This window comes from Acinetobacter sp. ANC_7513 (assembly GCF_056779915.1).
Genome location: NZ_JBWYIW010000010.1, coordinates 33,879 through 49,154, shown reverse-complemented (window position 1 = coordinate 49,154; position 15,276 = coordinate 33,879). Strand labels below are relative to the sequence as shown.

The window sequence follows — 15,276 nt, the reverse complement described above, 5'->3', positions numbered from 1 at the left end:
TCTCCAATATTTAATTTATTCTGCTAAACGTGGTATTGCGGGTTGATTCGTTTCAGGCCCCATGACTGAATACCCACCATCTACCGCATAATCTGCGCCAGTCACAAAACTTGCAGCATCCGACAATAAAAAGGTCACTACATTTGCCACTTCTGCCGGATTACCCAAACGTCCCAAGAGATGATAATCACTTGCTACAGCATCAGCTTTCGCACGATTTTGTCCACTCACTTCAGAAATCACTCTCGACCAAGTCCAACCTGGTGAAACTGAGTTGACACGGATACCATCTGGCGCAAAATCCATTGCCATCGATTTGGTCAGTTGTAAAATTGCTGCTTTGGACACTGGATATAACCAACGTCCCGTTTGAGCACATTGCGCTGAAATCGAGGTGAAATTCACCACTGACCCTTTATTTTTTTGCAAATCTTCATATACGGCACGCGTTAGCTCAACAATAGACACCAAATTGATATCTAATGCTTTTAACCAATCTGATCGTGGTGATTTGAAACCATCATCAAGATAGGTACATGCCAAGTTCACTAAATAACTGACTTCACCTAGATGATTTCTAATGCTATTCACCGCTTCCTGAATTGCGATGTCTGAAGTTAGATCAGTTTGTATAAACATCACTTCATAAGGATGTTGCGCAGCTATGGTTTTTCCGTAATCATCAATGTCTAAAATGGCAACTTTAGCCCCTAAATTCACGAGACTTTGAACCACAGCCTGTCCAATCAACGTTGATCCACCACTGACAATGGCAACTTTATCTTTAATATTTAATTCCATTTTTTGCCCCATTTATTTTGATTATTCGATTGGCTTACCAACACTCGACTCCCAACTTGGCATCAAGCCATTTGAAGGAATATCTTCATCTAAAAGTTTTTTCGCTGTTTCTACACCTGCAACAGGCAATCCTTCTGGATTAAGTAGTCCGATTTGGACAAGTACAGAAGCTTGATCCCAATAAATATGTTCATGACAAAGTTTTGGACCTCTAAACTGAATGACCCCTAACATCGGAATTTCGACATATTTTCCAGTCGGTTTTACACCTGGTAATAACCAATCAATTTCAGTGTCGTGAGTGAAACTCATGATGAATTCATCCACAACCTGAGTAGATCCCACGGTTCTTGAAATTGAGGTGATTTTCATATCTTGAGGATTTTGATGTACAAAATGATATCGATAGAATCGCGCTAACTGGCTATATCCCACACCACCTGTCAATGTTGGAATATGATTCACATATGGTTGAGCGACCATCGTTGCCATGGTTGCTGGTACATCGCGCGTGTCGAACTCATGTCTAATATGCTCTTCCCACAATGCAACTAAGTCATAGTGAGGGCCAACCGTTTCATGTAATGCTGTTACGGTACGTTCATGGGCGAATCGCGCCGATGGTTTGTGATAATGATCGCTGTTCGGTCGTGCAAATGCGTGATCAACACCTTCATAAACATAGGCATGAATATGTTTAAATTGTGCGCATGCTTCAGTAATTTGATTTCGCGCTTCAGCTGGACAGAATTGATCAAGTTCAGCCATGTGTAGCACAAGCTTACCCTTCACATTCGAGAGTTCATCGAGCGCTTTTTCAATGCCTACACCGTAGTAAGCAACCGAACACGCTAAGTTATCAATACGGCATGCAGCCAAATATGCAAGTTTTCCACCAAGACAATATCCAACCACTGACTGACCCGTAGTCGTGTCACACGCATCTAAAGTCGTTAAAAAATCTAAACTTTCACGAATATCATTTACACCCTGATCTTCATCATATTGTTGATAAAGTTGAAAAGCTTTTTCAAAATCCTCAGGTGTATAACCTAAATCAATGTTTGGTGCAGTACGCCAAAATAGATCAGGGACTAAAACGGTATAGCCTTCCTCTGCGAGAATGTCAGCTTTTGCTCGCATCGCTGCATTGATACCAAATATTTCATGACACAATACAATCCCTGGACCTTTCTTCGCTTCTGGGACTGCCAAATACCCTGAATAGCGATTCCCTGATTTGGTAGTGATCTCAATCGTTTGACCTGTCATTTTTTCTTCCCTAAGACATCGAATATGATCTGATCATGAAATGAAATGCGATAACAAACTGTCCAAAAGATGCGGAGACTATCCAGAGACTGCTGATTCTTTACACAAAGAATTTGCATAAATGGATATCGAATTTAATTATTCAATGAACGAAATTGAGTCGTTGGTTATAATATTGGTTCGACTCATTTATCTTTTGCTAAAAATAGATCTTATAATCGATTTACGCATTTTTTCTCATGCTAAGCTTGAGCAGTACTTCTTCGTTTCAAAATTTAACTACAGGTTTTTTTCAAAGATGACTTTAGATCAATCCAATATCGATCTTTCAACATTGACGCCAATGATGCAGCAATATATGACGGTGAAATTACAGCACCCGCATTCGTTAATGTTCTATCGTATGGGTGATTTCTACGAGTTATTTTTTGACGATGCGCATAAAGCCGCCAAAATTTTAGGGATTACGTTAACCCACCGTGGTAAAGCGAATGGACAACCGATACCAATGGCTGGAGTTCCGTATCATGCAGCAGAAGGATACTTAGCGCGTTTAGTTAAAAAAGGTGAAACCGTTGTTATTTGTGAACAACTTGGGGAAGTCACTGGTAAAGGACCTGTCGAACGTGGTGTAGTCAGAATTATTACACCGGGTACATTGACAGACGACGCATTGCTGAATGCCCATCAGAGTTCAAATTTAGTATCCATCTGTATTAAATCTGATGAAATTGGTATCGCCCTATTAGATCTCAGTGCAGGTATTTTTAAAGTCCAACAACAAAGTTTTCAAGCTGAACAACTTCCTCTGGAACTTGCGCGTCTTATGCCAAGTGAACTTTTGATTGATGAGGATTTCAAGCATCCAGAAGTGGTTGAACAGATTAAGCAAATTCTTGATTGTCCCGTTACAAAACGCCCAAACGTAGACTTCAATCTGAATAATGCGCAAAAAACTTTATGTGATCAATTCGCCGTAAGTACTTTATCTGGTTTTGGAATTGAACATCTTGAGTTGGCGAAAGCAGCTGCGGCAGCTTTAATTCATTATGCCAAAGATACCCAAAAGACGGCATTGCCACATATTCGTTCAATTCGACTTGAACAAAGCTCCGACTTTATTGCACTTGATCCTGTGACGCGACGAAATCTAGAGATTATTGATCCTTTGTTTGAGCATGGCACTTCATTATTTGATTTAACCAACCAATGCCAAACGGCTATGGGTAGCCGACTGCTTAGTCGAACGTTAATGCAACCGATTCGTGATACTGCGTTGTTGGATCAGCGTCTAGATGCGATACAAACAATACTCTCTGGCTATCATGAATCTCCGATTCGTCTGGTATTAAAAGAAATCAGTGATATCGAACGCGTACTCAGCCGTGTGGCATTAGGAAGTGCGCGACCACGTGATTTAGTGCAACTACGTCAAGCCTGTGCTCAGATTCCGTATTTACGCCATGCATTAGCACCGATGACCTCAACACCGCAATCCGCTTTAATCAATCAATTGAATGAGGAATTGGGTGACTTTAATGGTTTACATCATCGCCTCATGTCAGCCATTGTGGAAAACCCACCTGTTCTACTCAGAGATGGTAATGTCATTGCAAATGGTTTTGATCATGAATTGGATGAACTTCGTCAAATACGTGATCATGCAGGACAATTTTTAATTGATTTAGAAATCAAAGAAAGAGAAACAACAGGTATAAACACACTAAAAATCGGTTATAACCGAGTGAGTGGCTACTATATTGAATTAACCAGAGCGCAAGCAGAACAAGCTCCTGCACATTATATTCGTCGTCAAACATTAAAAAATGCTGAACGTTATATCACCCCTGAATTGAAGTCTTTCGAAGATAAAGTGCTTTCAAGCGAATCACGTGCATTGGCTCGTGAAAAACTTTTGTTTGAAATGTTATTGGATGAATTACGTCAAGATATCGCCAATCTTCAAATGATGGCGAGCGCTATTGCTCAACTGGATGTTCTTACAAACTTTGCACATCTATCAAGATTATATAATTGGAATCGTCCGGAATTTAGCCCTGAAATTGGAATATACATTCAAGCAGGACGCCATCCCGTTGTTGAATCACTGATTAAAACGCCTTACACCCCAAATGATACTTATCTAGATATGCAGCATCGTATGTCGATTATCACAGGCCCAAATATGGGTGGTAAATCTACATTCATGCGTCAGACGGCGTTAATTACGCTATTGGCATATTGCGGTAGTTTCGTTCCAGCGAAATCTGCAAAATTTGGACCTATTGATCGGATCTTTACGCGTATCGGTTCAGCAGACGATCTTTCTTCTGGCAAATCTACATTTATGGTGGAAATGACGGAAACTTCTCAAATTTTACATCATGCCACTCAACAATCTTTGGTATTGATGGACGAAGTAGGTCGTGGCACAAGCACTTATGATGGTTTGTCATTAGCTTGGGCTTGTGTTCTTGATTTGACGCATCGCATTAAATGTTTATGTCTTTTTGCAACGCACTATTTTGAATTAACAGAATTAGGCATGGATCCGTGTATTGATAATTATCATGTCACTGCGCAAGAAGTGAATGGTCATCTCATCTTATTGCATAAGGTTCAAAAAGGTCCTGCAAGTCAAAGTCATGGTTTACAGGTCGCTAAACTAGCAGGTATTCCTCAAAACGTGATTAAAGAGGCTCAAGCTAAACTTAAAAAACTGGAGAAACTCCAACTGCAAACCCAACCTGTGCAAAAAGATTTGTTCTCTCAAGATTTATTTTCAAATAGTAACCCTGTAGAAAAAATTATTGAAGTTGAAAAAGTGGTTGAAATTCGTAAACCTTCTCAAGTTGAACAACTTCTTTCAGAAATTATTGTAGATGACTTAAGTCCAAGACAGGCTTTAGACCAACTCTACCAACTCAAACAATTACTCCAAAAATCTTAGTTCAAGCACACTCAATCAATAAGCCAGCGATCTGCTGGCTTTTTTTAATCATGATTTTTGAAATCAGAGGCAGAATGCCTGAGAATTTGCAAATTAGTGCGATCTCATCATAAATATTACTGATTTAGTAGCATCCCCTATATTAAATATCAAGAAAAGGAATTGTTAGTTTCGTTCAATTTGCCTAAAATACAGCATTCGTTATTAGAACCATATTTTTTAGGTAGCTGACGCCATGACCTTTGTTGTCACTGAAAATTGTATTAAATGTAAGTATCAAGACTGCGTAGAAGTTTGCCCAGTTGACTGTTTCTATGAAGGTCCAAACTTTCTAGTCATTAATCCAGATGAGTGTATTGACTGCGCGTTATGTGAGCCTGAATGCCCTGCAAATGCCATTTTCTCGGAAGATGAACTGCCTGAAGGTCAAGAAGTCTTTATCGAACTCAATGCTGAACTTGCAGAAAAATGGCCAAATATTACTCAGATTGGTGATCAGCCAGCTGACCGTGAAGAATGGAATGGCAAACCAAACAAATTGCAATATTTAGAAAAATAATCCAATGAGAGATCAGCTTCGGCTGATCTTTTTTATACCCAATTGGTACATTTATTTGCAATTTATACGCATTCTTGATAATCAATTAGCATAAAATAGAAACTTATTTGCTTTAGTAAAATTTATTTATAATGAAATTAATTTTGAAGGGCTTGTGCTCAATCAGTGCAATATCGTTGATATTGATTGGATGTACGTCCTCCCCTCAAAAAGGACGAACAATCGTCACCAATGATGGTCAACGCATATATATTCCACAAGAAAAAATAACCTATGAACGTCCAGCGCGACCAAAAGTCATGCCGAATTCTTATCGTGTTTGGCTGATGCAAGGTAATAACCAAGCTCAAGCACGAGAATATGAACAATACTTAGAACGTAATAATGTTGGCAATATTATCCCAAGTTTTGAACTCTTTAAATCAGCACGTGCTTGGCAGAAATGTGGTAAATCTGAATATATGGTTCCAAACCGTGAGCTATGGTCGAATCAGCTACCAACACTGAAAGTATTTAAATATCTCGTTGCAGCAAGGATTTTAACTGATTTTGAGGTTACATCTGTATATCGTGACCTTCCATTAAATCAGTGTGCTGGTGGCGCAGGTTCGTCTCGACACTTGTATAACTCAGCCATTGATTTCAGAATCGGTCCTGAATTTCCTCAGGCTGAAGATTATGCATTCATCGAAAATTCTAAATTTAAATTGTGCCAATTTTGGCAAAATTATGGTCAAAGCTTAAATATGGGCTTAGGTTTGTATGCGACTGGTCAAATACATATTGATACTCAAGGTTACCGAACTTGGGGACCCGATCTGACTCGAAATACATCTTTATGCCATTACTAATTTTAGATGATCACATTTAATTAAGAGGTCTTTGACCTCTTTTTTTTTGACTGATTTTTCAGCATCAAAGCATCAGAAATTTGCACATTCACTCGAAACGATTACAATGCACTGAACTCCCTACAGGTACTCAGTTATGCAACAACAATGGTCAGATATTGATGCTTATATTGAATCTCATCTGATGCCAGAAGATCCAATTTTAACTCAGACTCTACAAAATACAGCTGATAAGGGTTTTCCTGACCATCTAGCAGTTGCTGCTAACCAAGGCATGTTATTACAAATGTTGATTCAAATGAATCAGTGTAAGCGTGTGTTAGAGCTTGGAACCTTTGCGGCTTATAGCACCATGTGGCTAGCAAGAGCTCTTCCTGAGGATGGATATATTCTCACGATCGAGGGTCGTGATACACATGCAGCACTCGGTCAAGAAAATATCGACAATGCGAAATTAAAGCAAACGGTTGAATTAAAAGTTGGTCGCGCTGCGGATATTCTCAAATCTTTACCTGAAAATTTTGAGCCATTTGACTTTATATTTATTGATGCTGATAAACAAAGTTACCCAGAGTATTTAGAACTATCACTTAAATTTTCACGCTCAGGTACCATTATTTTTTTAGATAATGTGATTCGCGCTGGTGATATTTTGGATGAAAAAAATGTCAAACCAAGCATCGAAGGTATTCGTGAAATGTACCGCCTTATGCAGAATCATCCTCGACTATTGTCGAGTACAGCATTACAAACCGTCGGCAGTAAAGGACATGATGGTTTTGCACTGGCGATTGTCAAATAAATCTTAATACTAGTCATTAGTATCACTTAAAGGAGTATTCATCAATTTGAATACTCCTTTTTTTTGCACTAAAGCCCTGAAAAAGTTATCCCCGATTCCTGTTTGTATTCCTGTGGATAAAAATAAAATATTATGGCAAACACCTGATTTTCATAAGCTTTAATCAAAAGATTATAAAATAATCAAACCATAAAACCCTACTGTTCTAAAAATTTATCCACCTTCTACCAGTAAAGTTGAACCAATATTTATCAAGTAAAATTAATCAAAATTGATTGATCATTTAGCAACCAACAATGGAACGACTGAATTTCTAAATATATTGGTCGTAATACTGCCCAAGAAAAATTGTTTTACTTTACTGCGACTATAAGCACCTAGCACAATTAATTGAATTTGATGTTGTTGCTGATAATCTAAAATATTCTCAGCGACATCTCCAAAACGGTATTCAACAACCACATCCAATCCAGCTTCACGTAAATACTGAGCTGGGATATCAAGAATTTCGGGATGATCACCCACATAAAGCAAATGACACTGAAGTGTTCTTAATAAATCACTTTTAGCAACACGATGCATCATTTCTTTACAAGTCTGAGAATCTTCATAGGCGAAAATAAAACGTGTTGGTGGCTTAAAGGTTTCACCAACAGTTAAAACCGTACAACGAGCACCACGAATAAAATTCTCTACATTACTCCCTAAGCTTTTGTGTTTTTCCGCGGAGCGCTCACCTACTCGACCAATAATCGCAATATCATTTTCATTTAAAACATTGAAACTCTGTTCGAGGAAATCGCCTTTTTCTTGAATTTTTATCGGCGTAATACCATATTTTTCTTCAATCACTTCTGAAATATGTGAAAGAAGATTATTACTATAATCTAAAGCTAATTCACTTTGTTTTTGTTCTAATTCTGCGAGTTCTTTTAAGAGCATCGCATTACTTTCAAATCCAATCACACCACTAATTTCACCCAGATGATAACTTGCAGGATAGTAATCTAAAACCTGTAAAAGGACTAACTCACGTTTAGTTCGATCCGCAATCCAGGCTGCTGCTTCAGCTAAGGCATGAATACATGGGGATGAATCAATACACGCAATTACACGGTTCATGATTGCCTCACTTTGACATGATGTCTGATTGTTCTTTTCTTTAAACTATCATAGCTTTCGGGCAAATGAACATGGTTTATGTAATTTAATCCAATCTTTCGCGTTACGAATTATTCACGCATTCGTATAAATTGAGCTGGATTCCCTGCAACAACTTCTCTTGCCTGAATATCCTTAGTAACCATACTATTCATACCTACAATCACCTGTTCATGTATGGTCACGCCATCTTTAATGCCCACATGCGCCCCTAACCAAACATCACGATGAATCTCAATGCCTTTTGAGCGTACTGCTTGCTGGTAAATAGGTTGATCTAAACTCATGCCATGGTCAAATGCATAAAGATGACAATAAGCTGCGATCCGTACTTGGTCATGAATCTTAATCCCAACGCGTCCACCATCTAAAATACAATGATGATTAACGGCGACTTCAGACCCAATTTCTAAAGGACCATGCAAGGTACAATCCGCGGCAATAAAAGTATTATCTCCAATAATGATCTTCCGACCACGCTCAGCAAAAATATGGGCTAAAGGGGAAATGAAACAATTTTCTCCAATTTCAACAGTCTCCATGTCCATTAAATAGGCTTGATAATCTTTTTGCCAAGCTTCAGCCCATTCACGATGCTTTGCCTTGAGTGACCAATATAACCAAGGCATGTAATTCAAACGATGTTTATGTTGTTCTCGATACTTGAGTAAAGGATCATGTTCCGTCACGTTCGACATCCTCTATATTCAATTGTTCACGTCCACGAGTCACATCTTGGATTTTCAGTTTAAACGGCTCAATTTCATGAATTTGCATACGTGCAGTAATCAATACTCCAGAGTCAACATATTCTTCAATATATTCAATTTTTTGTTGATTTAGCTCGTATTGAAAAATCGACCACTCATTAAATTGGCATTTAAAATTTACAGTTTTCTTTTCGATGAGTTCAATTTTTTCGACCTGTAATAAGCATTGCCCTGCTACACCTCCGTATGCTCGTACCAAGCCTCCAGTTCCGAGTTTGATACCACCATACCAGCGGTTTACCAATACAATAATATTAGTGAGCTCATTCCCTTCAATCGTTGCAAGTATGGGTCTTCCAGCTGTTCCTGAAGGTTCTCCATCATCATTAAAACGGACTTGATGCCCAATTTTCCATGCCCAGCATTGATGGGTCGTCGAGGCATCAAAATACTGGTTTAAAAACTCTTTTACATCCTGTTCATTTTCCACAGGTGCGGTGATCGCCTGAAAACGGCTTTTCTTAATATCTTCTTCATAGATATAAGTCTGAGCAAGAGTAAATGGCATGGTAAATTACAAAGGTTGAACTCAAATACATTATGCGTGATTCAATCATATTAAAAAACCCAATCAAAACATCATTGATTGGGTTTTAAACAGACTGAAAAAATAGAGATTATCGTTCGCGTAACGCTTCTTTCGCCTTATTGAATGGTTTCAACAGGTATTCAAGAATCGTTTTTTGACCTGTCTTAATATCAACCGTTGATACCATACCCGGCGTGATTGGGAAAGCTTGCCCAGCTTTGTTATAAAGCTTGTCTGAATCAGTACGAATATACACACGATAATAGAATTGATCTTGTTTAACTTCATCACGTAGCGTATCAGGAGAAATAACTGTTACCTCTCCTTTCAAGCCACCGTAGATTGAATAATCGTAAGCAGTGATTTTAACTAAAGCTTCCTGTCCAGGATGAATAAATGCAATATCACGCGGTGAAATTCGCGCCTCAATTAAAAGTTGTTCATCTAAAGGGACAATGGTCATCAACTTACCATTCTGAGGAATAACACCACCCAAAGTCATCACATCAATTTCTTTTACCACACCGCGGACTGGTGCTTTAAAGATTGTACGATTCAGACTATCAGATTTACCTTTGATCACTTGTTGTTGAGTTTCGACATCAGTGCTCGCCTTAGATAACTCTTCGCGTGCCTGCACATAGTACTGGTTACGAATATCGTTAATTTGGTTGGTCAATTCATTTGCTTGACGTTTTAAACGTAAAACTTCAACTTCACTCGCAGCACCTTTGGCAACAAGCGGTTCTGTCATTCTCAATTCTTGCTGAACTAACGTAAGTGCTTGCGTTAAGCCAGCAATAGATTCTTCCATATTGGCACGTCTAGAACGATAAAGCTGAGTTTCTTCAGCAACCAATTTTGGAATTTTTTGAACTGATTCTGGAAATACCAGTGGACCACCATTCACTTCCGCACGTAAACGCGCAGCTGTTGCTTGCGATGACAGTAGTAACGATTCTGATTCACCCACATTTGAAGCAAATCGTGTCGGATCAAGTTGAGCAAGGGTTTGCCCTTTTTCAACAATATCACCTTCTTTAACTTCAAGTTTGGTTAGAATCCCGCCCTCTAAAGATTGAATCACTTGTTCCTTAGAAGTTGGAACCACTTTACCTGTACCATTAGAAACTTCTTCAAGTTTGAAAATAGCTGCCCAAATAATGAGTGCAAGCAAACCCAGACCAATAATCCAAATCGTAATACTGACCTTCGGTAATGGTGGCTCTAACTGAGACACTTTTAATGAACGTTGTTGTTTTAATTCTTCGCTCATGATTTAGCCCCTGAATTTGCTTGTTGCTGGCCAGAATTATTTAAAATTTGATCACGTGGGCCATCCATAACGATACGACCATCATTCACCACAATAATACGATCCACTAACTCTAAAACTGCACGGCGGTGGGTTGCCACAACCAATGTGCGATGTCCAAGCCAGTTCTTCATATGATCAATTAATTGTTTTTCAGATACATCATCAATCGCAGCTGTAGGCTCATCTAACAACAGAATATTCGGCTGACAAATGAGGAGTCTTGACAATAAAAGTGCCTGACGCTGTCCACCTGAGAAGCCGACACCACCTTCTAAAATAATATGATCTAGTCCTTCTTTCTTTTCTTGAATGAAGTTGAGTGCACCTGTTACAGCAAGTGCTTTTAATAAATCATCATCGGTAGCTAATGGTGCACCTAACGTTAAATTTTCTCTGACTGTACCAAAGAATAGGTGCGCATTTTGATTCAACAAACCTACGTCACGACGAACGTCCGATGGATCTAACAAGGTAATATCAATATTATCTAATTGAACCTTACCTTGAACTGCAGTTTGCATACCTGAAAGTAATTGAAGAATGGTCGATTTACCTGCACCGTTACGCCCAAGAATCGCTATTTTTTCACCTGGTTTAATTTCAAGTTTAGGAATAACGATACTTGGTTTAGGATCTTCTTCGCCGTATTTAAAGACCACACCATTTAATTCATAATGACCATCGAGTACTGATCGCTGAATCAATTGTGAACGCTCAGGATGGTCAACCTGTTTACTCATTAATTCATCAAGACTTTCTTTCGCTGTTTTAGCTTGCTGATAACGACCAAGAACACCTGTAACCTGTGCAATTGGCGCTAACATACGTGATGATAGAATCGAACATGCCACCAACGCACCGGTGGTCATTTCTCCATCCATTACCGCAAAACAACCCACCAACACCACAATTGCAAAAGTCAACCCCTGTAATTTTTGAGTCCAAAGATTCAATACGCCTACAATTTTACGTTGTTTCATGCTGATAGAAGCTGAAACATCATTCATGTGATTCCACTGATTTTGAAAGCGAGACTCTGCACGTAGCAGTTTAATATCTTCAATACCTTGAACGGCTTCAACGAGAATCGCATTTCGTATTGATGACTCACGCATACCCTCTTTAGCCAATTGCGCTAATTTTTTTTGCGCCAAAAGCCCTGGAATAATCATCAGCGGTACAACCACCAAAATTACCCAGAAAAGATTGCCACCAATAAGCCAAAAAATACCAAGAAACAGGAAGAAGAATGGTAAATCAGCAAAGGCGGTAATTGTTGTAGATGTTACAAGCTCACGCACACCTTCTAATTCACGAATTTGTGAAATAAACGTTCCCGTGGATTTAGAGCGTTCACTATTTTTAATACGTAAAGCATGACCAAAGACCCGATCCGAGACTCTTAAATCCGCACGCTTACCAATCATATCTGAAAGAATTAATCGTGAGTATTTCAATGCGAATTCAAAGATTGCAGCAAGTAATACACCACCTGCCAGTACCCACAAGGTTGGAATAGATTGAGCTGGAATAACGCGGTCATACACATTCATCGAGAATACGATTGTCGCGAGTGCTAATACGTTTGCAAGCAATGATGCAAACATAATATCGATATAGCGTTTCCAATCGCGTAATACAATTTCCCAAAACCAGTTTTTTTCATATGGTTTAATGTATTCGTCAATACGCGCATCAGGCACTGAGGTTTCTGGTCTTAAAATATAGACTGAGTCGATGACATCTAACAATGTATCTACTGAAAATGTCTGTGCTAACCCTTCATCACCGCTCAGTTGAACACTTGCATTACCTTGTGCATCTGCACGATCAATGACGCCAACTTGCCCATCTTTAAATCCGACCAATACCGGTAAACGCCACGGATTTAAAATATCGGGGCTAAAATCCACTTTACGGACATGTAAACCTACTTGGCGTGTCATAATTGCCAAGATGTCATCGACTGACTGGTTCTGATTCCAGTTTAGTTCTAAGCGAATACGTTCAGCAGAGGTTTCAATTCGATAATGACGTGCAACCGTCAGGACACCTTGTAACCATGGTTGATAATTTATTCTTGTATTCATGGTTTCAATTCTACCCCTTGAATGGTCAAATTATTAAGTTGATATACATCGCGGCTCTTACCAGAAGCGGCAATATATTGAACTAAGTTTTCATAAATATCATAACGTGCCGTTTCAATATCTGAATTTGAACGGTGAATCGCTTGCTCAGCATTTAAAAGATCAACAGCTGTACGAGTGCCAAGTTTATATTGTTCTTGATATAACTCTTTTGTTCTGACTGATGTCGCTTGTTGATCAATTAATACTTTCATTTGTCGCTGTTTATTTTCAACTTGTTCTTGAGCACGACGAATTTCATCAATTGTTTCTAAATAAACTGCATTTACTTTTGCTTTAGCAGCTTCTTCTGCAAACGATGCCGCACGACTGCGTGAACTAATTGCACCACCTTGGAAGAAAGTACTATTTGCTTCAAGCATAATAGAACTATCTGTTCCATCGTCTTGATTGTTATTCGGATTACGTCCGTTGACTGCTTGACTCAATGTACCTTTAACATTTAACGTAGGATAACGACTCAATTGAGTTTGTTTTTTTTCCAATTCTGCAACATCAACTTCTGCTTTGGCAGCCATCATTTTCGGAATTTCGTTAAACTTTGGCTCTGAATAAATATCTGAAGCCTTAATTAAACTCTCAGGTATCTCCCAGTTATATTTTGATATATCTGTTCCCATCAAAGTTCTAAGACGTTGTTTAAATACATTGAGCTGTGTTTCTTGCAGAATTAAATTTGATTGTGCAGATTCATAATATGATTGCGCTTGGATTGGATCGGCCTGACTGCTGATACCTGCCTCTGCACGTAAATTAGCAATTTCTCGGATTCGTGATATACCAGCAATTTGCTCACGTGCAATACGTGTAATTTCTTCATATCGCTTAATATTCACGATGGCAGAAGCCACTTCAAGAGCAATTTGGTCAATTGTGACAAGAACTTGAGCTTGGCTAAACTGCAACTTGGCTTCTTCTGTACTAACTAGTGATTTTTGTTTACCAAAGTCAAAAAGTAGTTGCGTCGCATTGACATTAAATAATTGACGCCCTCTTTCTCCTGAAGTCATATCTCCAGTTGAAACACCTGCACTCAACTGTGGGTAATAACCGGCTTTAGCAACATCAATAAATGCATTTTGTGATGCGAGTGAAGAAACACTTTGTGTCACTTCAGGATGTCTCGCTACTGCGATCTTAATCGCATCGTATAAGCTTAACGTTTGTTTATCAGCCGTCCCATTCACAAGTGGCATCATAGATACTGGAGCACTTGGCGAAGCTTGTGTCGTGATCACAGGCAATTGTTCGACCTGTTTAGGATCAAAGCTAAAATCACTCAGTTCATTTAACTTAACTTGTCTAAAGTCATCATCAGCTTTAGGTTTAAAAAACTGATCCATATTTGATTTTAATGCAGTTAAGCTGAATTTTTTCTTTGCTTGCGGTTCAGCATTCACCGTATTGTATTTTAGTTCAGAGACGACTTGATCAGCTTTAGGCTTAATATTTACAACTGGCTTAATCGACTGCGATTGTTCAGATATTTTCGCTTTCTGCTCTATTGGTTTTGAATAAACAATTGTAGGTTTATTTACAGCCAAAGCACTAGTCGGTTGCTGAACGATCAAGTTTGGACGCTCAATTACATTCTGTGTTTCTAACTTATTATGAGAACCTGATTTAAAAGGCCAAAAAGCTTTGGCTTTAGATACAAGACTTTGACGATGTTCAACTTTCGCTACAGTTGAAGGTGGAGCTTGTAGCAAGTTGTTTTGGCTGTTAATTTGTTGATCATTAACAATCTTCGGTTTTGGTGTACTAGACACTTTCAATGAAGTTTCACTCACCGTTTTTTGTAAAGTCGGTGTCAAAACTTTTGTATTTGAAACATTGCCAGTAGCTTGGTGATGACCCTCATCCAACTTAGTTTTATCTTTGCCTATATTCCCAATAAATGTAAAGAGTTTACTTTTTGGTTTTTCTGTTTTGTCTTCTGAAACCGATGTTTCATTTTCTAGTAATTTTGCGTGTTGCGCGTCAATTAAAGATTCTGTTAGTTGATTTTGGATCTTTGGTTTAAGCGGTTTTAAAACCTGACGAGTGTCTTTAGTAGCGGGTTGTACAGTAGATGAAATAGTAGGTTTTAGAACATTTGGCGCTGAAGCCTCTT

At 38.6% G+C, this 15,276-nt stretch carries 12 protein-coding genes; 4 read left to right on the top strand and 8 right to left on the bottom strand.

Annotated features, from left to right (window positions below):
• Nucleotides 1–15: 15 nt before the first annotated feature.
• Together AC1M9B_RS11220 and AC1M9B_RS11215 are read right to left on the bottom strand one after the other, a co-directional pair.
• A complete protein-coding gene (locus AC1M9B_RS11220) occupies nucleotides 16–801 on the bottom strand; it encodes an SDR family oxidoreductase (protein WP_092767734.1) in 786 nt (261 codons plus the stop codon).
• Between the two features lie 21 nt (nucleotides 802–822).
• Nucleotides 823–2,073 (bottom strand): dienelactone hydrolase family protein, encoded by a 1,251-nt coding sequence (locus AC1M9B_RS11215; protein WP_481609113.1) that lies wholly within the window; start codon nucleotides 2,071–2,073, stop codon nucleotides 823–825.
• Nucleotides 2,074–2,371: 298 nt separating this feature from the next.
• Between AC1M9B_RS11215 and mutS the strand changes: the two genes are divergently transcribed.
• The 4 genes from mutS to AC1M9B_RS11195 all read left to right on the top strand — a co-directional run bounded on the left by mutS (nucleotide 2,372) and on the right by AC1M9B_RS11195 (nucleotide 7,235).
• Nucleotides 2,372–5,023, top strand: coding sequence for a DNA mismatch repair protein MutS (mutS, locus tag AC1M9B_RS11210; protein ID WP_481609112.1), 2,652 nt, complete (start codon nucleotides 2,372–2,374; stop codon nucleotides 5,021–5,023).
• Nucleotides 5,024–5,258: 235 nt separating this feature from the next.
• Complete coding sequence (gene fdxA / locus AC1M9B_RS11205) at nucleotides 5,259–5,582, top strand: ferredoxin FdxA (protein ID WP_035266386.1); 324 nt, start codon at nucleotides 5,259–5,261, stop codon at nucleotides 5,580–5,582.
• Between the two features lie 131 nt (nucleotides 5,583–5,713).
• Nucleotides 5,714–6,433 (top strand): D-Ala-D-Ala carboxypeptidase family metallohydrolase, encoded by a 720-nt coding sequence (locus AC1M9B_RS11200; protein WP_035266384.1) that lies wholly within the window; start codon nucleotides 5,714–5,716, stop codon nucleotides 6,431–6,433.
• Nucleotides 6,434–6,569: 136 nt separating this feature from the next.
• Complete coding sequence (locus AC1M9B_RS11195; protein WP_035266381.1) at nucleotides 6,570–7,235, top strand: O-methyltransferase; 666 nt, start codon at nucleotides 6,570–6,572, stop codon at nucleotides 7,233–7,235.
• A gap of 279 nt (nucleotides 7,236–7,514) precedes the next feature.
• On the opposite strand, the gene AC1M9B_RS11190 is transcribed toward AC1M9B_RS11195, so the two are convergent.
• The 6 genes from AC1M9B_RS11190 to AC1M9B_RS11165 form a co-directional block, all read right to left on the bottom strand.
• A complete protein-coding gene (locus AC1M9B_RS11190) occupies nucleotides 7,515–8,357 on the bottom strand; it encodes a universal stress protein (protein ID WP_035266378.1) in 843 nt (280 codons plus the stop codon).
• 110 nt (nucleotides 8,358–8,467) lie between these two features.
• Nucleotides 8,468–9,085 carry a DapH/DapD/GlmU-related protein gene (locus AC1M9B_RS11185; protein WP_092767727.1) on the bottom strand — a complete coding sequence of 206 codons (618 nt, stop codon included), beginning with the start codon at nucleotides 9,083–9,085 and terminating at the stop codon, nucleotides 8,468–8,470.
• Entirely contained in the window at nucleotides 9,072–9,674 is a 603-nt protein-coding gene (locus tag AC1M9B_RS11180; RefSeq protein WP_481609111.1) for an IMPACT family protein, read from the bottom strand. Before AC1M9B_RS11180 ends, AC1M9B_RS11185 begins: the two co-directional genes overlap by 14 nt.
• A 109-nt stretch (nucleotides 9,675–9,783) precedes the next feature.
• Entirely contained in the window at nucleotides 9,784–10,971 is a 1,188-nt protein-coding gene (locus AC1M9B_RS11175; protein WP_035266373.1) for an HlyD family type I secretion periplasmic adaptor subunit, read from the bottom strand.
• Nucleotides 10,968–13,103 (bottom strand): type I secretion system permease/ATPase, encoded by a 2,136-nt coding sequence (locus AC1M9B_RS11170; RefSeq protein WP_092767723.1) that lies wholly within the window; start codon nucleotides 13,101–13,103, stop codon nucleotides 10,968–10,970. The genes AC1M9B_RS11175 and AC1M9B_RS11170 overlap by 4 nt, the downstream gene beginning before the upstream one ends.
• A complete protein-coding gene (locus tag AC1M9B_RS11165) occupies nucleotides 13,100–14,506 on the bottom strand; it encodes a TolC family outer membrane protein (protein WP_481596411.1) in 1,407 nt (468 codons plus the stop codon). The genes AC1M9B_RS11170 and AC1M9B_RS11165 overlap by 4 nt, the downstream gene beginning before the upstream one ends.
• Between the last annotated feature and the right edge of the window lie 770 nt (nucleotides 14,507–15,276).